Source organism: Eubacterium multiforme (genome assembly GCF_030813415.1).
Taxonomy (GTDB): domain Bacteria; phylum Bacillota; class Clostridia; order Clostridiales; family Clostridiaceae; genus Clostridium; species Clostridium multiforme.
This window is the reverse complement of the sequence record NZ_JAUSUF010000004.1, coordinates 107,709-133,795: the sequence shown is the minus strand read 5'-3', so window position 1 is coordinate 133,795 and position 26,087 is coordinate 107,709. Positions and strand designations below refer to the sequence as shown.

Genomic DNA, 26,087 nt, shown 5'->3' with positions numbered 1-26,087 from the left:
GCAGCAGAATTTTTCTGCTACCTTTTAAACTTAGCTAAAATATTTTTTTATTAATTTTATAATGAAGCTTCAAATATTTTAACTACATCATCACTTTTTAATGGAAGATATCCATTTTCTAATCCTCCACATTTAACAGCTTTATCAGCCATAACTTTAAATTTTGAATCATCTATACCAAGATCTCTTAATCTTTGTGGAATACCAAGCTTTTTAAAATACTCACTAGTTTTTTCTATTGCTAAATTAGCAACTTCTTTTTTATCTAAGTTTTTATCTATATCCCAAACATTAATACCAAATTCATAGAACTTTTCTAATGTATCTTCATTTAAAACATATTTCATCCAATGAGGTGTTAATATAGCAAGACCAACTCCATGAGTTATATAATAAAAAGCACTTAATTCATGCTCTATAGGATGAACTGTCCATGCCCCTGTTTTACCACAGGAAAGTATTCCATTTATAGCTAGACTTGATGCCCACATTAAATTTGCTCTTGCTTCATAATTTTCAGGATCATTATAAGCTATTTCTCCATATTTTATACAAGTTTTTAAAAGGCCTTCTGCCATTTTATCTGAAACATATGCATCCTTTGTTCTGCTAAAGTAAACTTCAAAAATATGGCTCATTATATCTGCTGTTCCTGCTGCTGTTTGATTTTTAGGTACTGAATAAGTGTATTCTGGATCTAATATTGATGCCTTAGGTCTTAACATTTCATTACCTAATCCAAGTTTTTCATTTGTATTCATATTTGATATTACTGCAAAGGGATCCATTTCTGAACCTGTTGCTGATAATGTTAATACTGTTACTATAGGAAGTACCTTCTTTATTTTTGAAGGATCTTTTACTATTTCCCAAGGATCGCCCTCATAAAAACTTGCTCCTGATATTGCCTTTGCACAATCTATTGTACTTCCTCCACCAACTGGCAGAATAATATCAATATTATTTTCTCTAACAAGCTTAACCCCTTCCCTTACAGATTCAATTCTTGGATTTGGATCAACTCCACTAAGTTCTATACATTCTATATTATTTTCTTTTAAAATATTTTTTATATTATCATATAATCCAATTTTCTTAATGCTTCCTCCACCATAAACTAGTAAAGCTTTCTTACCATATTTTAATAAAACCTCTCCTAATTTACTTATTTGTCCTTTTCCAAAATAAATTTCTGTTTTAATTGAATAATCAAAATTTTCCATATAACTCCCTCCTAATATTTCCTTAATTTTATACCTTAATTTAAGTATACACCTTTAAATTATTTATTATCAATCATTCTAATTTATACAAAAAAATAATTTTTTATTATTAAATTCTTATATATTTTTTAAAAGCAAAAAAGGATTTAAGACTAAAACTAGTCTTAAATCCTTAAATATTACAAATCACATATTTCAACATTTCTTACGTGTTTAGTGTGACTCCATTCTTTATTATTTTTATTTAATATACCTTGAATTGTAATTGGAATCCAAGTTACTGTATATAATCCATATAATAAGAATCTTATAAATAGTAAAGTTCCACTTTTACCTAATGCTATAAATGTTACTAATAACATTATTAGATTAAATGCAGCTGTTACTAACCAAAAACCATAATCAGTATTTATCTTGTCTGCTAGTACTGGTAATATAAATACATTCATAGAATATATAAATATTATTGCAAAGAATCCAGTAGAAACTTTCTTTTCTAGCTTTAATACTAATGGAGTAATTAAGAATTGACATATAATAAATACTTTCCACCCTACATTACTGAAGGCGTTACTTAGTACAAATATATCTGAAGTTCCAAAATTACCTTGAATTAAAGTTAAAAGTGCTGATGCACCAAGTAATAATGTTACAAAAGGCTGCATTACATATAAAGCACAATCAAACATATACCATTTTCTTTGTTTTATTGATGCCTTTAATAGTTTAAAGAAATATCTTGATGCAACATCTGTAAATCCTTGCATCCATCTTTTTCTTTGTGACCAAGATTGTTTTAAAGTTAGTGGCTTTTCATCAAATATTCTAGCATCATGTGCCCAACCAACTTTTTCTCCATTGGCTACAAGTTTACATGTAAACTCTAAATCTTCTGTAAGGCAAGTTGCACCCCATCCTAATTCTTGTAGCATTGTTGTATCAATTGCAAAACCTGTTCCACCTAATTGATTAGAAAATCCCACATTGCTTCTAGCTAATTGGAACATTCTATTTTGTGACCAGAATGCTATTGAATAAGATGTTGCAATCCAAGAATCATTTGGATTTTTACTATCTATATATCCTTGTACAACTTTATATCCCTCTAGCATCTTTGAATTTATTTCCTTTAAGAAATCTTCATGTACTAAATTATCTGCATCAAATATGCATATTGCATCATATTTTTTATCCATTTCAAAAAGTTTACCGAACATCCACTCAAGGGCATAACCTTTCCCTCTTTTGTCTTTGTTAGAACGTTCAAAAACATTCACTCCATAACTTCTTGATATTTCCGCAGTTTTATCAGTACAATTATCTGCTATTACGAAAACATCGTATAATTCCTTTGGATAATTAAGTTTTGCCATGCTCTCAATAAGTTTACCTATAACTACCTCTTCATTATGAGCAGCTACAATCATTGCAAACTTTTTAACTGGCGTATAATTTTTCTTTTCTTTTTTTCTATATAATCCGAAGAAACCTAGTATTAAATAATACATAGTTATAAAAAATACGAAAAATTGAAACGCTGCTGTTACGGCATAAATTAAGTTTCCCATTAAATTCACTCCTAATGACAAATGGAAATTCTTCCCCATTTATTTTCTATTTTCTCTAAAAGTACGTCCTTTTAAATATAATTCAATAGCAGTTAAAAATCAAGTATATAAAAATTAAAAATATTTAAGAATTTCTAAATCACTTCATATAAGTAATATTTTGTTTAAAATTTTATATAAAGTATATTAAAGAGTAGACTTAATTTTAAGCCCACTCTTTAATGCTAGAATCTAAACTATACCTTGAGCCATCATTGCATCTGCAACTTTTAAAAATCCTGCAATGTTTGCTCCCATTAAAATATTTCCTTCTTCTCCATATTCCTTTGCAGATTCACTTGAATTTTTATATATCTTAACCATTATATCTTTAAGTTTTCCTAAAACTTCATCTTCACTCCAAGATAATCTCATGCTATTTTGTGACATTTCAAGTGCTGAACAAGCAACTCCCCCTGCATTTGCTGCCTTTGCAGGTCCAAACATAATATTATTTTCTTTAAATACTGAAATAGCTTCAAGAGTTGAAGGCATATTTGCTCCCTCTGATACAGCTATAACACCATTATCTATAAGAATTTTAGCTGATTCTTTATCTATTTCTCCTTGAGTTGCACATGGAAGAGCTATGTCACATTTAATCTTCCATATATTTTTAAAACCTTCTTCATATTTAGCACCATTTACATATTGTAAATATTCTTTTATTCTGCCTCTTTTAACTTCCTTTATATCTTTTACTATATTTAAATCAATTCCATTTTCATCATATATATATCCATTTGAATCACTAAGTGCAACAACTTTTCCTCCAAGTTCAGTTGCTTTTTCTGCTGCATATATTGCAACATTTCCTGATCCTGATATAACAACTTTCTTTCCTTTAAAGCTAGTTCCATTATCCTTAAGCATTTCTTCTGTAAAAAATACTAAACCATATCCAGTAGCTTCTTTTCTTCCAAGACTACCTCCATAAGTTAATCCTTTTCCAGTTAAAACACCTTGTTCGCTTGTATTTCTTAATTTTTTATAATATCCATACATGTATCCTATTTCTCTAGCGCCTACCCCAATATCGCCAGCTGGAACATCTATATCACTTCCTATATGCTTGCAAAGTTCTGCCATAAAGCTTTGACAAAATCTCATTACTTCATTATCTGATTTTCCCTTAGGATCAAAATCAGAACCACCTTTACCTCCGCCTATAGGTAAACCTGTAAGAGAATTTTTAAATATTTGTTCAAATCCTAGAAATTTTATAATACTTTGGTTAACTGATGGATGAAATCTAAGTCCACCTTTATAAGGTCCTATAGCACTATTAAATTGAATTCTAAAGCCTCTATTAACTTGAACCTTCCCTTTATCATCAACCCAAGGTACTCTAAAAAATATTTGTCTCTCAGGTTCAACTATTCTCTCTAAAAGTCCTGCTTCTATAAACTTTGGATTTTTATCAAATACTGGTATTAAAGAATTTAAAACCTCTGTTACTGCATCTATAAATTCATTTTCTCCTAAATTTCTTGCCTTTACTTTTTCTAATACATCTTCAACATATTTTTTTCCATTCATAATTTAACGCCCCTTTATAATTAATTGCTAATTTAATTATATAATACAACTTTCTAGTTCATTTTACTATTATATTTGTCATTTTTTTATATTTTTGCTAACTCTTTAAAAATTAATCCCTTAAACTTAAATAGTTATCTAAATAAGTAGAAAAGTTAAATAATCTTTTTATTTTATGTATTGTTAAAATAATTTTTTGCAAAACTAATATTAAATATACTTAGGAGATAAAATATGAAAATAGGATATGCATGTACACCACTAAAAATTAATAATAGGACTACTAGAACTTTTACATTAAAAAATTATTCAGAAGAAAATTTAGTTAATTGTATAGATTTAAATCTAAAAGACCTTATAAAAATATTAGAATATAATATATCTAAAAGCATACTATTATTTAGAATAAGTTCTGATATAATTCCTTTTGGAAGCCATACAATTAATAATTTTAATTGGAGTAAATATTTTAAAGATGATTTAAATAAAATTGGAAAATTAATAAAAGATAATTCTATAAGAGTTTCTATGCATCCCGGTCAGTACACAGTTATAAATAGTATAAATCCTCACACTGTATCTAAGTCCATAATGGATTTAAATTATCATTGCTTGTTTTTAGACAGCTTAAATTTAGACTCATCATCTAAAATAATTCTTCATATAGGTGGAATATATAAAAATAAAACTACAGCTATAAATAATTTTATTTGTAATTACAACAGCCTTTCAAATAATGTAAAAAATAGACTGGTAATTGAAAATGATGAAAAAAATTATGGAATTAATGATTTACTTTATATTAGTGAAAAATGTTCAATTCCAATTATTTATGATAATCTTCATTATACTTGCTATGAAAGGCTTCCCTCTAACAACTACTCTATATTAAATTTAATTAACCATACTTGGAAAGAAGAAGATGGTATAGTAAAAGTTCATTTTAGTGAGCAAAACAAACTAAAAAAGAAGGGTTCTCACTCTCAAACTATAAATTGCAGTGGATTTTTAGATTATATTCATTCTATTAAAGATTTAAATATAGATATTATGACGGAAGTTAAGGATAAAGATTTTTCTGCTATTAAATGTATTAATTCCTTAAAAGAACTTAACAATTCACTACCTTTAAATGATAAATCAAGTGAATTATTATCTTATAAATATTATTTAAAGGAAAAAGGTAATAATATTTTTGAAAGAGCAGAGGATATTTTAAATAATAAAGGACTCATTGAATTTTATAAATTTATTGATCCCTTTATATATAAAATTCCTAATGATAAAAGTTATATTAAAACTCTTAAAAATGTTTATTTTGACTTAGAAAATTTTCTTAATAGTAGCGAAAAAAATCATTTTAGCAAACTTTTTAAGGCTGAAAAGTTTACACAATGTAAATCTTATTTACATAAAATTATTCTTAAAAAGGATATTAAAGATATGATTTCAATGTATTATTTTTATAATTAATATTATTATAAAAGAAAAAGCACTTAATGCTTATATATTACATTAAGTGCTTTTTATAATATTTTACTCTTCAATTTCACTTATTATTTTGTCTAATAATCTATTTTTATTTCCTTTTGAATATCTATATATAGGAATTGTCATAAGAATTCCTCCTAATGTTCCAAATATTATATCATACATTGTATCTTCTAGCCCATTTTGAGCAGTTAATCCAAATAAACTATCTGTTGTAAACTCCCATATTTCCCATGCACCTGCACAAGCTATACAAAACATTATTGTGAATATAACCATTGCCATAGGTTTTATACCTTTATTATTTTTTCCACCAAATAAATACGTATATATAACAAAACCTATAATTCCTATTAAAAAACCTGATGCAAAATGCAGTACCTTATCATACCACTCTATAGCATAAAAATTTAATACATTTGCTAGATACATTGAGAAAAATATAAAAACTTCTATTGCTACATACATTACCTTTGATTTTCTTAAAAATGTATGTTTGAATATTAATTTTAGTATTATAAGAGTTACAAGAATTAATATTATTCTAGGAATCTTCTCTCCTCCTCTATAAATAATATCCCAAACTGTTGTAATAGCTAATACAACTAAAAATAAATAAGTTACAACTCTATCATAAGTCATCTTTCTTTCCATACATCCATTCCTCCGATGAAAATTTATCTTTTTTTATATAGCATTACAGAAAGTATAAGTCCTCCTATAAATCCTCCTATATGACCTAGATTATCAATATTAGATGATGTCAATCCTATAAAAAGGTTTAATACTATAACTGCTACTATATTTCCTAAAACGCCTTTTTGAAGGTTTTCCTTTTCTTTTATTGCAAACCATAAAAATGCTCCTAAAACTCCAAAAATAGCTCCTGATGCACCTATTGAAATCATTTGGGGTCCTAAAAGATATCCTAAAAGACTTGATGTTATACTAGAGAAAAAATATATTCCTAAATACTTTTTCCATCCATATATTTTTTCAACTACTGTTCCTACAATAAACAATGAATACATATTAAGTGCTATATGTATAAGTCCACCATGTAAAAAGGCACAGGTAATAAGTCTCCATATCTGTCCTTGATTTATTAAATAATTTACTTTAGCTCCACATTCAACTAAAACCATTGTATTAATATCCATTATGCTACCTGACATTATGGCAGTTATTATAAATACAATAATATTTATAGCTATTAATGTAATAGTTACTGGACTTTCTTTAATTATATTTTTAAAACTATAATTGTTATCTAAAGAACTATTCTTTTCATCCATTATCTCTAAACATTCCATTAATGGCTTGCAGGGTTCATCACAATGTATAACTTTATCTAGTTTTATATTATAAACAAGTCTACTTCTATAATTATCATTTCCCTTTATATAATCTCCATTTGTGAGTACTATACTATTTAATAAAAATCTTTTTCCTAAAGTGTTTAAATATTGAAATCCCTCTTGAAAATCAATGTCTTCTTCTGAGTCCTTTGATATTATTACAGCATATATTCCATCTTCTAAATCTTTAATAGCAATCCATCTTTCTTCATTATGGAATTTACTAAAATACTGCTTCATATAAAATCCTTGACTATTTGAAAGAAAACCAAAAAACCTCTCATTAAAATTATTCATATATCCTCCAGTAAATTTTATGTTTAAGTACATTATAAAATATAGGATTAATCTTTTCAAAGAAAATACTATTAAATAAAAAAGAAATTTAATATCCTAAATTACTTTAGAATACTAAATCTCTTTCTATAATTATTATAATGTTTCTTCTAACATATCTAACAATTCATTAAATCTATTAATTGTTGCTTCAAGTGGTTTAGAAGTTGTCATATCAACACCTGCATGTTTTAATATGTTTATTGGATAATCACTTCCACCACTCTTTAAGAATGATTTATACTTATCTACAGCATTTTCTTCTTTATTTAATATTGAATTTGCAAAGGCTGATGCAGCTGCATATCCAGTAGCATATTGATAAACATAAAAATCTGAATAGAAGTGTGGAATTCTTGCCCACTCCATATCTATTTCTTCATCTATTACTATATCACTGCCAAAATACTTCTCATTTAATTCATGCCATTTCTTTGAATAATCAGATGCTGTAAGTGGATTTCCACTTTCTATATTTTCATGAGTATATAATTCAAACTCTGCAAACATTAATTGTCTAAATACTGTTGTTCTTATTTGCTCAAGTTCTTGATTTATTAAATATAGCTTTCTATTTTTGTCAGTTTCTTTATCTATTAAATAGTGAATAAGTAATGCTTCATTTGTTGTTGAAGCAACTTCTGCACAGAATAATGTATAACCTGCATAAAAATATGGTTGATTTTTATTTGAATAATAACTATGAATTGAGTGTCCCATTTCATGAGCTAATGTGGATACATCATTTAACTCATAATTATAATTTAATAAAACATAAGGCATTGTATCGTAAGAACCCCAAGAATAAGCTCCACCTTTTTTGCCTTTATTTTCATACTTATCTATCCAACCAGCCTTTATTCCTTCTTTAAATATGTTAAGGTATTCTTCTCCTAATGGCTTTAGTCCTTCAAGTACAATTTTTACTCCTTCATCAAACTCTATATGTTCCTTTGGAATTTCAACTACAGGCACATATAAATCATACATATGAATTTCATCTAATCCAAGCATTCTCTTCTTTAATGAAACATATCTATGAAGAGCTGATAAATTATTATCTATTGTATTTACAGCTTCTTTATAAACCTCAACTGGAATATTATTTGGTTTAAGAGATGCCTCTAAACAAGATTTATATTTTCTAACCTTTGCATCAAAGGAAAAATTCTTAATTGATGAACTTAATGTTGTTGAAAAGGTATTTCTTAATTTGTGATATGTTCCAAATAAAGCTTTAAAAGCCTCTTCTCTAACTTTTCTATCTTTAGATTTTATAAATGCTGAATAATTACCTTCTGTAAGTTCAACTAATTCTCCCTTTTCATTTTTTATTTTTGGGAAAGTCATATCTGCATTACTAAGAATACTATAAATTGAAGCTGGACCTTCTAAGCAGTCTGAAACCTGTGCCATTAACTCTTCCATATCTTTAGTTAATACGTGATCCTTTTCCTTTAATATATTATCAAAAGTAAATTTATAAGCTTTAAGTTCTGGAACCTCTTCCATAGCTTTATTTATATACTCTTCTCCAAGTTCTAATATTTCAGGTACAAAATATGCAGAATAACTTGATACTTCTGCCATATATGCATCTATTTTACTCATTCTAGCCTGATTTTCATTATTTCCTGTATCTTCATCACTTTTTAAATGAGCATATATGAAAAGATTTTCTAATGAACGTGAAATTTTTTCTGATTCCTTTAAATATTCTAAAATAACCTTTGGCTCATTAAGTTTACCCATAAAATTTTTAAGAACTGGTGCTTCTTCCTTTAACTTATTAAAATCTTTTTCCCAGTCTTCTTTTGATGAATAAATTTTTTCAATTTTCCATTTGTCCTCTTCTTTAATGTCACTTCTGTTTTTTAATGTGTTTTCAGCCATTTTTTATCCTCCTTTTAATTTTTATATAATATGTATATCTTTAATACCTATATACTTTAATTAAAAACCTTATACCCTTGCCATAAAAAAATCATATTTAAGTTTAAAACTTATAATAAATAAAATACTCACCTATTAATATGTTCTAAACTTCTTCCTTATATTCCTCTTCTTTTCCTTCTATATTTTTAAATACATTTTCCATTTCTACTTTTATTAATGAAATTATTTCGTTAACCTTTTCTTGCATTAAATTATGATCATCTAAATAATCAAATTTTAAAATAAATGTTGGATTATATTCCTCTAAATCTTCTTCAACTACATATCCCTTTTCTTTAAAGGCATCTTCATTAAATAAATCAAATATTGCTGAATACTCCCATTCTAAAACATCTTTATTTGTATCAAAGTATACATTAACTACTCCATCTTCCACATAAAACTTTTTAACAAATAAAGCTCCCTCATCTACGCTAAAGCTTCCTAATTCCTTTGAAATAAATCCTGTATCTTTATCTTTTTCCATTAAAACTAAACTTGAAAAATCCATATTAATCTTCCTTCCTAAACTGTCTTTAAGTTACTATTTGTTATTATTATAAACCATAGGTACCATTTTATGAAATATTATTGCCAAATATTATTTTTATTTTACTTTATGGTAAAATATGGTAATATTTTATTATAAAAAATTTTAAGGAGTGATTTTTTTGGGTAATAATATAAATAAATCTCTTAATAAAAAACTTACTAGAAAAGAAAGTTTTAAAATTAAACAAAGAAAAAGAAGAAGAATATCCTTATGTGTTATTTCCTTATTAATATTAATAACTGCATTTGCAGCAAAAAAAATCTTTACTTATTTCAAATGCAAAGATATATCTACAGCTGTTGAATATCTTATGACTACTAATGTAGATAATGCATTTTTAAGAGTTCAAAATATGGAACTTAAATTTTCTGATGGTTCCTTTGCAGTAGTTGAAGCCTTTGGACTAACAAAAGAAAAACCTCATGCTTCTCAAAAAATCGAATGTCATTTAAGTAAAAAAAATAACATTTGGAAATTAGATAATTCTTATATATTAAAATAAATTAATTAATCTTGCAAATCATTTGCACAAAAGTGTATAATAAGGGGTAAATATTTTTAGGAGATGATACTTTGATTAATATAAAAGATCTTACATTTTCATATACAAATAAGCCTCCTTATCTTATAGAAAATGTTAATTTAGATATACCAAAAGGAGTTTACCTTTCTATAATCGGAGAAAATGGAAGTGCAAAGACTACACTAGTTAAATTAATACTTGGATTACTTAAGCCAACTTCTGGAACTATTGATGTAAATGCTAAAGGAATAGCTTATGTTCCACAAAAGGTTGAAAGTTTTAACTCCCAATTTCCTATTTCAGTTTATGAAATTTTAAAAACCCATGGTAATTCCATAGGTGTTAAAAATAAAAGTGAAATTGAAAAAGCTTTAGAAAAAGTAAATATGCTTGAATTTACTAATAAGCTAATAGGAAGTCTTTCTGGTGGGCAACAACAGAGAGTTTTTATAGGAAGAGCCCTTATGGGTAACCCAGAACTTATTATTTTAGATGAACCTTCAACTGGAGTAGATTTTAAAAACCAAGTTTCAATTTACGCATTACTTAGTAAATTAAACAAAGAAAATGGAAAAACTATAATTTCTGTAGAGCATAATGTTAAGATGGCTTTAAAATATTCAACACATATACTTGAAGTTATAGAAGGTACTCCAACTCTTTATACAATTGATGAATATTTAAAACATAAAGATTCATTAGACAAAAAAATTCTTAATTTATAGAAAGGTAATATTTTATGTTTGAATTAGATTTTATGAGAAACGCTTTTATTGCAGGAGGAATAATATCAATACTTTGCCCTTTTATAGGACTTTTTTTAGTTCTTAGAAGATATTCAATGATTGGTGATACTCTTTCACATTCTTCCTTTGCAGGAGTTGCAATTGGACTTGTAATGGGAATAAATCCTATTATAACCGCTTTTTTATTTACTACACTTTGTGCTCTTATTATTGAATTTTTAAGAGATTATTATAAACGTTATGCAGAACTTGTAATGTCTATTGTCCTTACACTAAGTTTAGGTATTGCAATAATATTAATAAGTAGTGGAAAAGCTTCTGCAAATGTTAATTCATATTTATTCGGTAACATACTTACTGTAACAAAGGACGATATAATTTTAATACTTATAACAGGAATTGTATGTTTAATAACATTACTTTTTATTTATAATAAACTTGTATATGTTACTTTTGATGAAGAAGGTGCAAAAACAACTGGAATAAAAGTAAAATTAATAAATTATATTTTTACTATGTTAATTGGTGCAACAATATCAATGTCTATTCGTATAATGGGTATACTTGTTATATCTTCAATAATTGTTGTTCCTGTTGCAACAGCAATACAACTTAATAAAAATTTCAATAAGACACTTATTTTTTCAATACTATTTGGTTTTATTGATATAATGCTTGGATTAGTTTTATCTTATTATGGAGATAGTGCCCCTGGAGGAACTATTGCTATTGTTTCTGTAATAACATTAATTTTAACTATAGTAATAAAAAGATTTATTCACAAATAAAAAAACATCTCAAAAATTATTTTTGAGATGTTTTTTTACATTCTTCACATACACCTTTTATTTCTATATTATGTTCAGTTAGTGTAAAACCAGTCTGTCTCTTAATTAGTTCTTCTATTTGACCAATAGGACATTGAACTTCAACTTCCTTATGGCATATATCACATTCTAGTATATGCTTATGGGTACTTTTGTGAAGTTTGTAAGAGGACACACCATCTTCTAATATAAATTTATCTATTATTTGATGCTCATAAAAGGCATCTAAAGTTCTATAAACTGTACTTAAATTTATATTTATTTGGTTTTTTCTACATATGTCAAAAATTTCTTCTGCTGTCATTCCATCTTTTTTATTAAGTAATATTGTTAGAATTTTCATTCTAGCTTTTGTTACTTTCATATTTTTATCTTTTAATATATTTTGTACATCCATTGCTACTCCTACCCTACATTCTAAAAGATTTGTATATAATAATATTAACACTTATCCTAGTAATTTTAAATGGTTTAAAAGAAAATCATTTTTAATGACATTATTATTAAAATTATTCCTCCAAAAAAATTTGCATATTTTTCTATAAAATATATTTTCTTTATATAATCGCATACTATAATACCTATATAGCATATCATAAATGTTATTAGCCCTACTAAAATTGAATTAACAAATAAAGATAGTAAAAATAGATTGCTCATTAATGTAAATCCTATAACAAAGGCATCTACACTTACAGACACCCCTAAAAATATATTCATTCCTTTTTTAAGTAATATAGATTTTTCTTTTTTATTAATTGCATCTATTATCATTATTATTCCAATTACACCTATTATAATTCCCCCAAAAGATTCTGGTATACTAATTAACATATTAAATAATTTTCCTATAAATCCACCTAAAAACATTAAAGCAAATTGAAAAAATGCAAAAGAAGAAATATAGGTATATTTAGTTTTATTATTTACATTAGGTAAAACTCCTATACTAAAGGTCACTCCTAAGGCATCCATTGCTAAAGCAACCCCTATTAATATTACTATTATGACACTCATTTTAAAACATTATCCTCTCATAAAAATACTTTACTATTATTAATAGTAGTAACTTTAATAATTTATTCTATTTTTAAATTTTTTTGAAAAAAGTCTTTATTTTATACATTTTTTATTGTATAGTATTAAATAGAGTAGATTAATATTGAAATAGTATAACACATATACTAAATAAACATGTTCTAAAGGAGAGTATTTATGTCAAATTGTATTATTGCACAATCAGGAGGACCAACTTCAGTAATTAATTCAAGCGTCGTTGGTTTAGTTAAAGCAAACGAGGAATTAAAATTATATGATAAGGTCTATAGTGGATTAAACGGAATAGAAGGAATCTTAAACAAAAAAATAATTGAACTATCCGCTGCATCTGAGGAAGAATTAAATACATTCAAATATACTCCATCATCAGGATTAGGTTCTTGTAGATACAAATTAAAATCAAGTGAAGAATCAGAGGAAGAATATAATAAATTATTTAATATATTAAAAGAATTTAACATTGGAGCATTTTTCTATATAGGTGGAAATGATTCAATGGATACTATTGCAAAATTATCAAAATACGGAAAAGAAATTGGATCAGATATTCAATTTATAGGAATTCCAAAAACAATAGATAATGATTTAATGTACACAGACCACACACCAGGTTTTGGAAGTGCTTCTAAATTTATTTCAACTGTAGTACTTGAAACTTACCTTGATTCATCAGTTTACAGTAATAATGGAATTTTTATAATTGAAACAATGGGTAGAGATACAGGATGGCTTGCAGCCTCTGCATGTTGTGCAAAAATGAATGGAAAACAAGTTGCAGATTTTATATATTTACCAGAAAAAGCATTTGACAAAGAAAAATTCTTATTAGATGTAAGAAAGAAATTCAATGAACAAAATCAAGTTTACATAGTAGCTTCTGAAGGTTTAAGAGATGCTTCTGGAAAGTTTATAACTGAATTTGAATGTGTTTCTCAAGATACATTTGGACATACTCAATTAGGTGGTGTTGGTGAATACCTAAGAGAACTTATATTAAAAGCTGGTATATCAACTAGAGTTAAATCTCTAGAACTTGGTGTACTTCAAAGATGTGCTATGCACTGTGCATCAGATATAGATATTGAGGAAGCTTATCTTGCTGGATGTGAAGCATTAAAATATTCAAAGGAAAAGAAAAATGGCTCTATGGTTTGTATAAAGAGAGAAAGTAATTTCCCTTATAAAACATCCTTCTTTGAAATTGATGCTTCAAAAGTAGCAAACAATGTTAAATACTTCCCAAGTGAATGGATTAATGAAGAAGGAAATAATTTAACAGAGGAAGCTTATAATTATTTCTCTCCACTTTTTGAGGGAACTCCTACTTTGCATTTTGAAAATAATCTTCCAAAATACAAAGTTTTCAATAAATAATATGACCCAATAAAAGCACAGCTTTAAGCTGTGCTTTTATTCATATACATATATTAATGTTCTAAATATTTTACTTGATAAATAAATCCATATTAAAATAGATACTATTTTAATATTATATTTAAATGGAAATATAACTATTAATGAAATTACTAAAAGAGTTAAGGAAATACTTAATAGTTTAGATATTTTATTTACCTTTAACTCCTTTGTACAATATGGACATTTTATATTATCTAAATTTTTCTCTTTTAATAAATACTTAAGTGGAATTTCTCTATTGCAATAAATACATTTTTTCATCTTTATCACTTCAAATAATTGTTTACTTCCCACTATATTTTTTAGATATATACTCAATCTCATTCAATAATTCATATATTTCATAATCTGTATTATAGGCTGATAAACTTACTCTTACCATACCTTGCATTTTTTTATCTTTATCTTTTAAATATTCTTCTAGTTTATTTTCATCTATATTAATTAACCTTCTGCAATAAGGATGTGCACAAAACATGCCATGTCTTACTGCTATTCCTTTATCTAAAGCTAACATAGTTGCTACATCTTTATGATACAAGTTTTTTATATTAAATACAGCTATCCCTAACCTATCTTCTATATTTTCTGTATCTCCGTAATTTATTATATTTGGTATGCTCTTTAATCCATTATTTAAAATTTTAAAAAGCATCTCTTCTCGTTTTAGTAAATTATCAAATCCAATTTGGTCTAAAAATTTTAATGCTTTAACCATAGCCATAACTCCAAAAAAATTTGGAGTACCAGCTTCATTTCTCTCTGGAGTTTCTAAATATTCCACTTCAAAATCCTTTACTAATTCAACAGTTCCTCCACCTTGTTTATCTGGAAAATATTTATTAAAGTCTTCTTTTTTACCAATAATTGCACCACTTCCAAAGGGTGCATATAATTTATGAGCGGAAAAAACTAAAAAATCAATATCTTCATTAATACATCTTCCTGTCATATTAACTTTAATATGAGGAACTAATTGGGCACCATCTACAATTATTTTGCCACCATGCTTATGAATTAAGGCACTTATTCTATGAATGTCATTTATATATCCAGTAACATTTGATGCTCCTGCTATACTTAAAAATTTTATTTTCCCACTATATTTATTTAATTTTTCAATTAATGAATCATAATCTAGCCTTCCCATCTCATCTACTTCAACATAATCTACTATTCCATTAGCTCTCCATGGCAAGTCATTTGAATGATGTTCCATTCTAGTTGTAAGAACTACATCACCTTTAGTAAGAAGTGTTTCTGCTATTTTGTTTATACCATCTGTTGTATTATTAACAAATATAGCTGTGTAATCTTTTTTGTTTCTAACATTAAAAAAATCTAATAAATAATCCCTTGAATCATTATAAAGTTCTGTTGTGAAGGTAGCCTTTTGACCTGTTCCCCTTCCAATTGATCCATAATATTTAATTAAATTATTTATATAATAAACTACACTTCTTAATGGAGGAGTTGTTGCTGCATTATCAAAATTTATTTGACAAACCTTTTTCCCATTTCTTAGTTTAACTCTACTTTCTAATCCTAAAAGTTCCTTTCTCAAAGTATTCTTATACTTTCCCACTTTGGCTATCCCTCCTTATATAATATTCATTTAATTTTCTATTGTTCTATTTATTGTTCTATACATAAACTGTTATGAATATTCATAGAAGTAACAAGACTGTTTAGACTTCATATATTTAATACTATAGTATTCTTTGGAGGTAAAAATGAAACCAGATAAAAAATATATGTCTATTATTGATGAAGAAAATGCTTTTGAAACCTTTAGTGTAGAATCTCCTTTTAAAAACTTAAACTCAGGATGGAATCCTATATTAAATATTGATAATTCTAATTTTAATAACTCAAGAAGCTCAGCTTCCTTTATTCCTCTTAATTCACCATTAGAAGAAAATGAAGTTGATTTAAGAAAGCAGGTTATTAATGATGTATTAGAAAAATCTACAGAATTATATTCATATAACAAAGTATCTAATGAGGACTTAGAGTATAACTATAATCTTCCTACTCCAACTGATATTTTAAGAGATTTTGATATGGATTTAAATGAGGATGAACTTTTAGGAAATTTAGAAAGATACCCTTATAAATGTAATTCTGAAGAAATATTTCAAAAAATAAGACGAAATAATCCTATGATACTAAAAACTTTAGAATCTTATAGAATTCCATTTCCAATTGCTAAAACTTTAATTAAACGTATTATTACTTTAACTAATAATTACTGTAATAGAGAGTAGGTGATTTATATTGTTTATGTTAAGAGATAGCCTTCCAAACTTAAAGGGTAAAATTAGATTTATTCATGCAGTTCCAGGAACTCCTTCAGTTGATATATATGGTAATGGAACTTTACTTGCTTCAAATTGCAAATTTGGGGAATTAACAGCCTATGTTGAACTAGCACCTTTAGAATATTTAATAGAATTTTATCCTACAGGAACATATGATACACCAATTTTTACTGAGCAATTAACTTTATTACCAGCAAATGCATTAACAGTAAGTATAGTTACTAATAATTCTAGACTTTCTCTATTTGTATTAAAAGATAGTGGCTCAAAAGCTGGTAGCAATATTTCTTTTGTAAGATTTATTCACCTTTCACCAAATTCTCCTTTAATTTCTCTTTCACTTAAAAATGGAGAAATGTTATTTAATCAAGTTGAATATTTAGAAACAACAGGATATTATCCTTTATCTCCTGGAATTTATGATTTTATTCTTTCTTTCTCAGGTGCAAGTGCTATTAATAAGACAATTTCTAATCTTTCTATTGCCCCTGGAGAATTTCAAACTATATATGTACTAGGACTTTTAAATGGAGAACCTCAACTTGGATTTTTATTATCAAAGGATGGAAGACAATAAAAAAAATTAAGACCAAGCAATATTTTGCTTGGTCTTCTTTTATTTAAGCATAGCCTTTACTTTCTTAAATAATATTGGTTTTATTTCTTCAATATCTGCAGGTTCTTTTAATATTATAGAGCTATAGCATACACTTCCAACTAATTCAATTATCATAAATAAAGTTATGTGACCTTCCTCTTCTGATAATCCTCTCTCTACTAGCTTATTTACAAATGTATCTATAATCTCTTCCACTTCTTCACTCTTATCTAAAAGCTTTGTCTTCGTATGTATAACATAAGAAAAATTTTTATTTACTATTTTTAATAAAAGTTTATTTTCTTTAAAATAATCTATTATATACTCAGCAAAATAAAGCACCATATCATCAAGTTCTTCAAACTTTTTTTCTTTAGTAGCCTCATAAGCTTCTTTTATAAGTGTTGTACTCTTTAATAATATTAATTTATTTACCACATCATATTTATCTTTAAAATATAAGTAAAATGTTCCCTTTGCAACTCCCGCTCTCTTTACTATCTCATCAATAGATGTACAGTTTATTCCCTTTTCTTTAAAAAGTTCATAGGCAGAGTTATACAGACTAAATTCTTTTTTCTTTTTCTTTAAGGATACCTTCTCCTTTTTGTCTTTATTATCCTTCATTTTACCCTCCAAATTATAATGCTTATATACTAATCTTATCACCTATTTAAAAATAATAAAACCTTTTACTATTCATAAAATTGATATAAACCCTTATAAATAGTATAATTAAACAATATGATAAGTATTAAAATATATAAGGTGAGGATATATTATGATTGTTTTAAGTTGCAGAAATATAAAAAAAAGTTATGGTATTCAAGATGTATTAAAGGATGTAACAATATCAATTAACGAAGGGGATAAGGTTGGTATAATTGGTCCAAATGGAGAAGGTAAATCAACTCTATTTAAAATTTTATCCAAAAATATTTCTCCAGACTCTGGAGAGATTTTTATTGATAAAAATAAAACAGTAGGATATCTTTCACAGCATTTAAATCTTGATTTAAATAAAACTATTTACGAAGAAGCCTGTAATGTTTTTAAAAATTTAATAGATTTAGAAAATAAAATCGCTTCTTTAGAAATAAAAATGAAAGAACCCTATGATGAAAATAATGCAGCATATCATGAAAAATTAATAAAAGATTATACTACATGCCAAGAACTCTATACTAATAGAGGTGGTTATACTTATAAAGGTGAAATTGCAAGAGTATTAAAGGGACTTGGATTTTTAGAAGATGACTTTAATAATGTAATTAACACATTAAGCGGCGGTCAAAAAACTCGTGTTGCCCTTTGTAAGCTTTTACTTCAATCCCCTGACATATTGCTTTTAGATGAGCCTACAAACCATCTTGATTTAGAGGCTATTGAATGGCTTGAAGAATTTTTAAATACATATAAAGGAACTTTACTTGTAATATCCCATGATAGATATTTCTTAGATGCTGTTACTAACAAAACATTTCAAGTTATAAATGGTCATGTTAATTGTTATAATGCTCCTTATACTAAGTATTTAGAACTTAAGGAAAAAGACTATAAGTCGAAACTTAAGGCTTATAACCTTCAGCAAGCTGAAATTAAAAGACAGGAAGAAATAATTCAAAGATTTAGATCATTTAATAGAGAAAAAAGTATAAGAAAGGCTGAAAGTAGAGAAAAAGCCTTAGAAAAAATGGATAAGTTAGATGCTCCAGATAAGGAAAAAGGTACTTCTAAAATTGCCTTTGAAACATTAGTTAAAAGTGGGTATGATGTACTTCATGTTGAAAACCTTGCAAAATCCTATGGGGATACAAAACTTTTTAGTAATGTTTCCTTTGACTTAAAAAGAGGCGAAAAAATTGCTCTAATAGGTGAAAATGGAAGAGGTAAAACTACTTTATTAAATATTATAATGGGCAAAATTAAAAGTGATTCTGGTAAAGCAATTTTAGGTGCTAATGTTAATATTGGATATTATGACCAAGAACAATCTGATTTAGATTACAATAAAACTATATTAGATGAAATTTGGGATGCTTTTCCTGAATTAACTACAACTAAAATACGTACAGCTTTAGGATCATTCCTATTTACTGGTGATGATGTATTTAAAAAGATTGAAACATTAAGTGGTGGTGAAAAATGTAGAATTAACATTTTAAAACTTATGCTTTCAAAGGCTAATTTTCTTCTTCTAGATGAGCCTACTAACCACTTAGATATTCCTTCAAGGGAAGCACTAGAAGATGCAATTTTAAATTATGATGGAAGTATGCTTATAGTATCCCATGATAGATACTTCTTAAATAAAGTTATAAATAAAATAGTTGAACTTAAAGAAAATGAAATGGATGAATACCTAGGAAATTATAGCTATTATATAGAAAAGAAAAAAAATCCAACTCGTTTTGAAGAATATGAAGAAATACAAAATGGCAAAACTAAAACTCAAATAAAAGAAGAGAAGAAAAAAGTAAAACTTGCTCAAAAAGAAATACGAAGTAAAAAAGTAAGACTTAGAGAAGTTGAAAGTGATATATCCTCTTCTGAAGAACTTTTAGAAAAGCTTAATAATGATTTATGTTTAGAAGAAATTTATTCAGATCCTAAAGAAGCAGAAAGAGTTAATAAAGAAATTTCAGAAACGGAATCTAAAATAGAATCTTTATATGAGGAATGGGAAACTTTAAGTGAAGAATTAAATAGTTAAAAAAAGACTCCTTTAAAGGAGTCTTTTTTTAAAGTCCAGTTGAACCAAAACCATCTTCTCCTCTTTCACTACCTGAAAGACTTGAAACTTCCTCTACATCTACTCTCCAAACTGGTTTAACAATCATTTGGGCAATTTTCATTCCCTCTTCAACTACAAATTCTTTTTTGCTATGGTTTATTAATATTATATTTATTTCCCCTCTATAGCCTTCGTCTACAGTTCCTGGAGTATTTAGTACTGTAATACCATGCTTTAAAGCTAAGCCGCTTCTTGGCCTTACTTGAGCCTCTGTATTTTTAGGTAATTCTATTTTAATACCAGTATGTACAAATCCACTTTCACCTGGCTTTAATATAAGTTCTTCAATAGAATATAAATCTAATCCTGCATCTCCTTCATGAGCATAATTAGGTAACTTTGCCTTTTCATTTATTCTTTCAACTTTAAGTTTAAATCTTTCCATTTAAAATTCTCCTTATTTATAAATCTAATACATTAAATTATATCATATAAAATAAATATAACGAATCCAAAATAAATGGATTCGCTATATTCTTAACTTTTATATACATTTCTCTTTTTATTTATAATATATATTGTCTCTTCCTTACAATAGCTTGAAATATTTATTTCATTCCACCTTATATAAGTTGGTTTTTCATATACTTTCTTATCAATAATTTCAATTATTCTATAATTTCCATCATCTATGTTTAAAAATTCTACTTTACCATTTTCATCACTATATTTACTCATTAATAAAAATGGTGAAACTCCATTTATTATATATAAATTAACTTTTATCCCCTTTAATTTTTTCCCATTTAAATCATTCATTAATGTATAAACAATTATTTTTCCCTTTTCAACTATAGATTTTGCCTTTAACTCATAAACATTTTCCTTTTTTCTTTTCATTTCATTTTTCAAAGAAAAACCTCCTAAATTAATTTATACTACAAACTATGATTAATAGGTTAAGGTTGTGATTGCTAATATAAAAGCTAGAGAAAAATCTATTAAAATTCTTCTCTAGCTTTACAAAAATTATTTACTTTCTTCTTTTTTATTAAATCCATTTAATATTAAGTTTAATAAAACTCCAACTATTGCTGCAAAACTTAATCCTGATATTGTAACAGTTTCACTTACCTTTATTCCTATTATAAATCCAAAGTTTTGATCTAACATTGGATTTATATATGGTGCTATTAATCCTACGAATAATATAGAACCTATAACTAAAGCATTTTTCCAGTTAAATTTAATATTTCCAGTCTTTATTGTTTTGCATCCTATAAATGTTATCATACTAAATAACATTATACTAATTCCACCCATTACTGATTGTGGTATTGTTCTAATAGCTACCCCAAACTTTGATATAAATCCAAGGCATATTGCAAATATTGATGTTAATCTAAGTAATGATGGATCATAATTTTTAGTTATTGCAAGAACTCCTGTATTTTCTCCATAAGTTGTTTCTGCAGGTCCTCCAAGTAATGCTGCCACCATTGTTGCTAGTCCATCTCCTAAAAATGTTCTATTTAAGCCTGGGTCTTCAATAAAGTTTTTACCTACTACAGTTCCATTTGTTGTTATATCACCTATATGTTCCATAAATACTGCAAGAACAACTGGTGATATTATAGCTATTGCACCTATATTAAACTTTGGTAATGTAAAGTTTGGAATTGAGAAAAATGCTGCATCTCTTATAGCATTAACATCTACGAATCCAGTACTTAGTGCTACTATATATCCTACTACTACCCCAACTAATATTGCTATTTGTTTAAAAAATCCTCTACCAAAAAATCTTACTAATAAAGTTGTACCTAAAGTTACAACTGCTAAAACAACATTTTCACTTCCCATTTTTAATGCTGTTGGAATTAAAGTAAGTCCAATTACCATAATCATTGGTCCAACAACTTGAGCTGGTAATAATTTTTTTACTTTATCTGCACCAATTTTTTTAATTACAATTGCTGCTAATATGTACATAAGTCCTGCTACAAATATTCCACCTTGAGCATATCTTAAATCACCATATTGTGACTTTACTACATTTATTACTGCAATGAAAGCAAAGGATGAACCTAAAAATACTGGAACCTTTCCTTTAGTGCATAAATGAAATATTAAAGTTCCAAGTCCTGCTGTAAACAACGCTACTGAAGGATCTAATCCTGTAAGCATTGGCACTAATATTGTTGCTCCAAACATTGCTATTAAATGTTGAAGTGCTAATATACACCTTGTAACTTTAACCTTTAAACTTTTCTCTGCTCTTACCTCATATGTTTCAAATAATTGCATAAAATATCACTCCCTACTATTTATCAGGAGAAATTTATTAAACCTCTCCCTTTTTCAGCCTCTCTGGACTGCCTTTAAAAGGTAAAAAAAATCTTCTTACAAATACTGCAAGAAGATATAATATCTCTAAATTTATCTACACAAATATAATTTATGTAGTTTTAAAATTATTTTCCTTCTTACTAGCATCTCTGTACTAATTTAAAGATTATTTTTTATTTATTAAATTATAGCACAATTTAAAAATTTATAAAAGCTTTATTATAAATTTTTATAAATTATCTAAACTTGTATATATTTAAACACTTATGCTTAATATATATTTATTGATTAATTTTTAAAGAAGGTGATATAGTTGAAAAAATTATTTCTAAATATTTTAATTTTAATATTATTAGTGTCTTTAATCCCCGCCTTAAAAACCTTTGGTAATGAACCTAAAGAGGAAAAAGTAATTTATTTAACCTTTGATGATGGTCCTTCTACTAAAGTACTTCCTAGTATTTTAGATACTTTAAAAAAGGAAAATGTTAAAGGAACCTTTTTTATAATTGGTAATGAAATAAAAGGAAGAGAAGATGTACTAAAAAGGGTTTATAATGAGGGGCATTCACTAGGTCTTCATAGTTTTACCCATGAAAAAAGAAACCTTTATTCTTCAAATGAAGGCTTCCTAAATGAAATGCTTAAAACTCAAGCTCTTATAAATGAAATAGTTAATATAAAGCCAACAATTTTAAGATTTCCCTTTGGATGTAATAATACATCATACAAACTTAAACCCTCTTTAATTAATTTACTTCATAAAAACAATCTTAAAATTTATAATTGGAATGTTGATAGTGGTGATGGAGCAAATCACAATGCAAGTCCCAATTCTTACATTAAAAATTCTAAAAGTAATAAAGATTCAGTAATACTTTTAATGCATTGTGGAACAATGAATAAAAATTCCGCTAAAGCACTACCTAAAATAATATCTTATTATAAATCTAAAGGGTACGTCTTTAAAAAAATTACTCCCTCCACACCAGAATGTTTTAATTACATAAAATAAAAATAGCCAATTTAAAAGTGTACCTTTAATATTAACTAGAGGTACACTTGCCATGGCGTTTCACAAAAAAATTAAATGTATTCCTTATCATTTCATAATCTTTAGTTAATTAAAAATTCTTTATCAAATAATTCCTTAATATTTGAAAATTCATCTGGCTTACTAAAATAATACCCTTGTATGCTATCACAATTTATACTTTTTAAATAAATTACTTGTTCTAATTCTTCCACACCTTCAGCAATTACACTAATTCCTAATTCGTGGGAAAGGTTTATAATATTTTCAACTATACATCTACTTTTATAATTTTTCATTAAATCTACAACAAAACTTCTATCAATTTTTAAAATATCAATAGGTAACTTAGTTAAATAATTTAAAGAGGAATACCCCGTCCCAAAATCATCCAATGCAATACTTACCCCTAAATCTCTTATCCTATTTAGAACTTTAATATTTTTATCAAATGATTTCATTAAAATACTTTCTGTAATTTCTACTTCTATATATTTTAATGGTATATTATATTTTTTTATAAGATATTCAAAATCATTTATAATAGTGTTATATCTTAATTGCATTTCTGATAAATTAATTGCAATTTTAAAATCTTTATATCCATCTTCTAATAACTGCTTTGTTTTTTTAAATACTTCTTCAAGGACAAAGGTTCCAATAGATAAAATTAACCTAGTAGATTCAGCCACTGGTATTATTTCATCTGGGCTTACAAGACCTAGTTCTTTACTATTCCATCTAAGAAGTGCTTCCATTCCGTGCATTTTTGAATCTTTTAACGATATATTTGGCTGGAAAAGTAAAAATAACTCACCATTTGATATAGCATTTTTTAAATATCTTTGAATGCTATAAACTCTTTCAATCTCAATTGAAAGATTATTACTAAATATTTTATATCCATTCTTACCATTTCTTTTAGCACAGTAAACAGCAGTATCTGCCGTTCTTAAAAGTTCATTAAAATCTCTTCCATTATGGGGATAAAAGGAAATTCCAATACTGGCAGTTATATTTAGTTGATCTCCCCTAACTATTACTGGTTCTTCAAGGGTATCTATAATTTTTTTAGCAAAATCCTCTGCTTCCTTTACACCATTAATATTAGGCTTAAATATTATAAATTCATCTCCACTATATCTACATATAATATCATATTCATTTAAAATTGATGTTAATTTATCAGCTATTAAAAATAATAATATGTCTCCTACTTCATGGTCAAAGATATCATTTATAAGTTTAAAATTATCTAAATCTATTAGTAAAAATGCTCCTGTTTCCTCATATTCTTCACATTTTAAAAGATAATTGTCTACAACATCCTTCATAAAATATTTATTTGGTACTTTAGTTGTTATATCATATTCAATTATTTTGCTATATTCTCTATGCCGTAATATTTCACTAGTTACATCATTTAATACTCCAACATGTGAAAAACTTTCTTCATTCTCAACTACCCTTTGTAAAATACATTTAAGCCAAACTGTAGCATTATCCTTATCTTTTCCTCTTAATATAAATTCGTTAGTTTCAAAATTATCTTTATCATTAATTATATTTTCAAATGCTACCCTACTAGTTTCTTCTAAATTCAACATAAATTCATTTTTATTTATCTCATTTATACCTTTTTTTAAATTAAATATATTTCCAATGGGGCCACCTAATAATTGAATTTTATCTTCTTTTAAATTTAATTTTATAAAGGTGTCCTTTGTATATTTTGAAATTTCCTTTATAGAATTCCAATTATCCATAAAAAATTTTTTATCTTTAGGTAATTCCTTATCCGAAACTACATTTATGTTTTTGATATCCCTATCATGATTTTCCATTGTCCGTACCCTTAAGCTAAATTATTCATTATCATCCTTATTTAAGCTTTCCTCTTTTCTTTTTTTATCATTTACTAATGTTGCAACTAAAGCTGTAGCTGCTGCAACTAACACTGCAAATTTACCTGTTTTTTTAATATTCATAAAAAAGACCACCTTTCCATCTTTTAAATTCTTTCCTATATTATACCCCATACCGGGACATCTATTCCATAGAAAATATAAATTTCAACTGAAAAAGAATATCATTTTATTTATAATAACAATACCTTATAAATTTTTAAATTGATTTAAAGTTGAGTTATATTTATAGTTTCCACTACCTAATTTTTCTATAAGAATATCTTTACTAATATCCATGTCATAACATAGCTGGTCTAAATTTTTGTAAAAATCTCTAAGTTTTAAATTAATAATACTTACAAGTATATTTACATCCATATTTTTTAATTCTTCTACTGTCATAAATTCTCCTTTCATTTAAAATATTTTTGTAAAAGTTTCCATTAGTTATATTTAAAGCATATTTACATTACTTATTTATATTTTAACTTATAAATTTCAATATATTTTGATTATATCACTATATTAATTT

Annotated in this window: 27 protein-coding genes; 9 read left to right on the top strand and 18 right to left on the bottom strand. The window is 26.4% G+C overall.

Going from position 1 to position 26,087, the window contains the following annotated elements; genetic code table 11:
- Positions 1-56: 56 nt before the first annotated feature.
- The 3 genes from J2S18_RS08010 to gdhA all read right to left on the bottom strand — a co-directional run bounded on the left by J2S18_RS08010 (position 57) and on the right by gdhA (position 4,369).
- Positions 57-1,223, bottom strand: coding sequence for an iron-containing alcohol dehydrogenase (locus J2S18_RS08010; protein ID WP_307485473.1), 1,167 nt, complete (start codon positions 1,221-1,223; stop codon positions 57-59).
- Between the two features lie 179 nt (positions 1,224-1,402).
- The gene (locus tag J2S18_RS08005) at positions 1,403-2,791 is read right to left on the bottom strand and encodes a glycosyltransferase family 2 protein (RefSeq protein ID WP_307485472.1); all 1,389 of its coding nucleotides are present in this window, start codon (positions 2,789-2,791) and stop codon (positions 1,403-1,405) included.
- A gap of 231 nt (positions 2,792-3,022) precedes the next feature.
- Positions 3,023-4,369 carry an NADP-specific glutamate dehydrogenase gene (gene gdhA, locus J2S18_RS08000; RefSeq protein ID WP_307485469.1) on the bottom strand — a complete coding sequence of 449 codons (1,347 nt, stop codon included), beginning with the start codon at positions 4,367-4,369 and terminating at the stop codon, positions 3,023-3,025.
- A 234-nt stretch (positions 4,370-4,603) separates the two neighbouring features.
- Here gdhA and uvsE point away from each other — a divergent pair, with 234 nt between their 5' ends.
- Entirely contained in the window at positions 4,604-5,842 is a 1,239-nt protein-coding gene (gene uvsE, locus J2S18_RS07995) for a UV DNA damage repair endonuclease UvsE (RefSeq protein ID WP_307485467.1), read from the top strand.
- A 63-nt stretch (positions 5,843-5,905) separates the two neighbouring features.
- On the opposite strand, the gene J2S18_RS07990 is transcribed toward uvsE, so the two are convergent.
- The 4 genes from J2S18_RS07990 to J2S18_RS07975 form a co-directional block, all read right to left on the bottom strand.
- Positions 5,906-6,514 carry a DUF2238 domain-containing protein gene (locus J2S18_RS07990; protein WP_307485464.1) on the bottom strand — a complete coding sequence of 203 codons (609 nt, stop codon included), beginning with the start codon at positions 6,512-6,514 and terminating at the stop codon, positions 5,906-5,908.
- 23 nt (positions 6,515-6,537) lie between these two features.
- The gene (locus tag J2S18_RS07985) at positions 6,538-7,515 is read right to left on the bottom strand and encodes a rhomboid family intramembrane serine protease (RefSeq protein WP_307485462.1); all 978 of its coding nucleotides are present in this window, start codon (positions 7,513-7,515) and stop codon (positions 6,538-6,540) included.
- A 135-nt stretch (positions 7,516-7,650) separates the two neighbouring features.
- Complete coding sequence (pepF, locus tag J2S18_RS07980) at positions 7,651-9,447, bottom strand: oligoendopeptidase F (RefSeq protein WP_307485460.1); 1,797 nt, start codon at positions 9,445-9,447, stop codon at positions 7,651-7,653.
- Positions 9,448-9,592: 145 nt separating this feature from the next.
- Positions 9,593-10,000: a DUF6762 family protein gene (locus J2S18_RS07975; protein WP_307485457.1), complete on the bottom strand. Its 408-nt coding sequence runs from the start codon at positions 9,998-10,000 to the stop codon at positions 9,593-9,595.
- A 160-nt stretch (positions 10,001-10,160) separates the two neighbouring features.
- Here J2S18_RS07975 and J2S18_RS07970 point away from each other — a divergent pair, with 160 nt between their 5' ends.
- The 3 genes from J2S18_RS07970 (at position 10,161) to J2S18_RS07960 (ending at position 12,099) form a co-directional block, all read left to right on the top strand.
- On the top strand, positions 10,161-10,544 hold the full coding sequence (locus J2S18_RS07970) for a hypothetical protein (protein WP_307485456.1): 384 nt from the start codon (positions 10,161-10,163) through the stop codon (positions 10,542-10,544).
- A 71-nt stretch (positions 10,545-10,615) separates the two neighbouring features.
- Positions 10,616-11,290 (top strand): metal ABC transporter ATP-binding protein, encoded by a 675-nt coding sequence (locus tag J2S18_RS07965; protein WP_307485454.1) that lies wholly within the window; start codon positions 10,616-10,618, stop codon positions 11,288-11,290.
- Positions 11,291-11,304: 14 nt separating this feature from the next.
- On the top strand, positions 11,305-12,099 hold the full coding sequence (locus tag J2S18_RS07960) for a metal ABC transporter permease (protein WP_307485452.1): 795 nt from the start codon (positions 11,305-11,307) through the stop codon (positions 12,097-12,099).
- A gap of 16 nt (positions 12,100-12,115) precedes the next feature.
- Here the strand turns inward: J2S18_RS07960 and J2S18_RS07955 are convergent, their stop codons facing one another.
- Together J2S18_RS07955 and J2S18_RS07950 are read right to left on the bottom strand one after the other, a co-directional pair.
- Entirely contained in the window at positions 12,116-12,535 is a 420-nt protein-coding gene (locus tag J2S18_RS07955) for a Fur family transcriptional regulator (protein WP_307485449.1), read from the bottom strand.
- A 74-nt stretch (positions 12,536-12,609) separates the two neighbouring features.
- Entirely contained in the window at positions 12,610-13,155 is a 546-nt protein-coding gene (locus J2S18_RS07950; RefSeq protein ID WP_307485447.1) for a manganese efflux pump MntP, read from the bottom strand.
- A gap of 198 nt (positions 13,156-13,353) precedes the next feature.
- Between J2S18_RS07950 and J2S18_RS07945 the strand changes: the two genes are divergently transcribed.
- On the top strand, positions 13,354-14,571 hold the full coding sequence (locus tag J2S18_RS07945; RefSeq protein ID WP_307485445.1) for a 6-phosphofructokinase: 1,218 nt from the start codon (positions 13,354-13,356) through the stop codon (positions 14,569-14,571).
- Between the two features lie 36 nt (positions 14,572-14,607).
- Here J2S18_RS07945 and J2S18_RS07940 read toward each other — a convergent pair whose 3' ends face one another.
- Together J2S18_RS07940 and J2S18_RS07935 are read right to left on the bottom strand one after the other, a co-directional pair.
- Positions 14,608-14,874: a hypothetical protein gene (locus J2S18_RS07940; protein WP_307485442.1), complete on the bottom strand. Its 267-nt coding sequence runs from the start codon at positions 14,872-14,874 to the stop codon at positions 14,608-14,610.
- Positions 14,875-14,896: 22 nt separating this feature from the next.
- Positions 14,897-16,198 carry an aminotransferase class V-fold PLP-dependent enzyme gene (locus J2S18_RS07935; RefSeq protein ID WP_307485439.1) on the bottom strand — a complete coding sequence of 434 codons (1,302 nt, stop codon included), beginning with the start codon at positions 16,196-16,198 and terminating at the stop codon, positions 14,897-14,899.
- A 148-nt stretch (positions 16,199-16,346) separates the two neighbouring features.
- Between J2S18_RS07935 and J2S18_RS07930 the strand changes: the two genes are divergently transcribed.
- Both J2S18_RS07930 and J2S18_RS07925 read left to right on the top strand, forming a co-directional pair.
- Positions 16,347-16,880, top strand: a complete 534-nt coding sequence (locus J2S18_RS07930; RefSeq protein ID WP_307485438.1) for a hypothetical protein — start codon at positions 16,347-16,349, stop codon at positions 16,878-16,880.
- 16 nt (positions 16,881-16,896) lie between these two features.
- Positions 16,897-17,511, top strand: coding sequence for a DUF4397 domain-containing protein (locus J2S18_RS07925; RefSeq protein ID WP_307485435.1), 615 nt, complete (start codon positions 16,897-16,899; stop codon positions 17,509-17,511).
- A 39-nt stretch (positions 17,512-17,550) separates the two neighbouring features.
- Here J2S18_RS07925 and J2S18_RS07920 read toward each other — a convergent pair whose 3' ends face one another.
- Positions 17,551-18,159 carry a TetR/AcrR family transcriptional regulator gene (locus tag J2S18_RS07920; RefSeq protein WP_307485432.1) on the bottom strand — a complete coding sequence of 203 codons (609 nt, stop codon included), beginning with the start codon at positions 18,157-18,159 and terminating at the stop codon, positions 17,551-17,553.
- Positions 18,160-18,313: 154 nt separating this feature from the next.
- Here J2S18_RS07920 and J2S18_RS07915 point away from each other — a divergent pair, with 154 nt between their 5' ends.
- The gene (locus tag J2S18_RS07915; protein ID WP_307485429.1) at positions 18,314-20,245 is read left to right on the top strand and encodes an ABC-F family ATP-binding cassette domain-containing protein; all 1,932 of its coding nucleotides are present in this window, start codon (positions 18,314-18,316) and stop codon (positions 20,243-20,245) included.
- Between the two features lie 28 nt (positions 20,246-20,273).
- Here the strand turns inward: J2S18_RS07915 and dut are convergent, their stop codons facing one another.
- The 3 genes from dut to J2S18_RS07900 form a co-directional block, all read right to left on the bottom strand.
- On the bottom strand, positions 20,274-20,711 hold the full coding sequence (gene dut / locus J2S18_RS07910) for a dUTP diphosphatase (protein ID WP_307485426.1): 438 nt from the start codon (positions 20,709-20,711) through the stop codon (positions 20,274-20,276).
- Between the two features lie 92 nt (positions 20,712-20,803).
- Positions 20,804-21,178, bottom strand: coding sequence for a SpaA isopeptide-forming pilin-related protein (locus J2S18_RS07905; RefSeq protein ID WP_307485424.1), 375 nt, complete (start codon positions 21,176-21,178; stop codon positions 20,804-20,806).
- A 117-nt stretch (positions 21,179-21,295) separates the two neighbouring features.
- Positions 21,296-22,573, bottom strand: a complete 1,278-nt coding sequence (locus J2S18_RS07900; protein WP_307485421.1) for a uracil-xanthine permease family protein — start codon at positions 22,571-22,573, stop codon at positions 21,296-21,298.
- A gap of 355 nt (positions 22,574-22,928) precedes the next feature.
- Between J2S18_RS07900 and J2S18_RS07895 the strand changes: the two genes are divergently transcribed.
- Complete coding sequence (locus J2S18_RS07895) at positions 22,929-23,630, top strand: polysaccharide deacetylase family protein (protein WP_370873781.1); 702 nt, start codon at positions 22,929-22,931, stop codon at positions 23,628-23,630.
- A 101-nt stretch (positions 23,631-23,731) separates the two neighbouring features.
- Here the strand turns inward: J2S18_RS07895 and J2S18_RS07890 are convergent, their stop codons facing one another.
- The 3 genes from J2S18_RS07890 to J2S18_RS07880 all read right to left on the bottom strand — a co-directional run bounded on the left by J2S18_RS07890 (position 23,732) and on the right by J2S18_RS07880 (position 25,957).
- Positions 23,732-25,492: a putative bifunctional diguanylate cyclase/phosphodiesterase gene (locus J2S18_RS07890; protein ID WP_307485419.1), complete on the bottom strand. Its 1,761-nt coding sequence runs from the start codon at positions 25,490-25,492 to the stop codon at positions 23,732-23,734.
- A 21-nt stretch (positions 25,493-25,513) separates the two neighbouring features.
- Entirely contained in the window at positions 25,514-25,636 is a 123-nt protein-coding gene (locus tag J2S18_RS07885) for a hypothetical protein (protein ID WP_307485417.1), read from the bottom strand.
- 126 nt (positions 25,637-25,762) lie between these two features.
- Entirely contained in the window at positions 25,763-25,957 is a 195-nt protein-coding gene (locus tag J2S18_RS07880) for a DUF4250 domain-containing protein (protein WP_307485415.1), read from the bottom strand.
- Positions 25,958-26,087 lie beyond the last annotated feature (130 nt).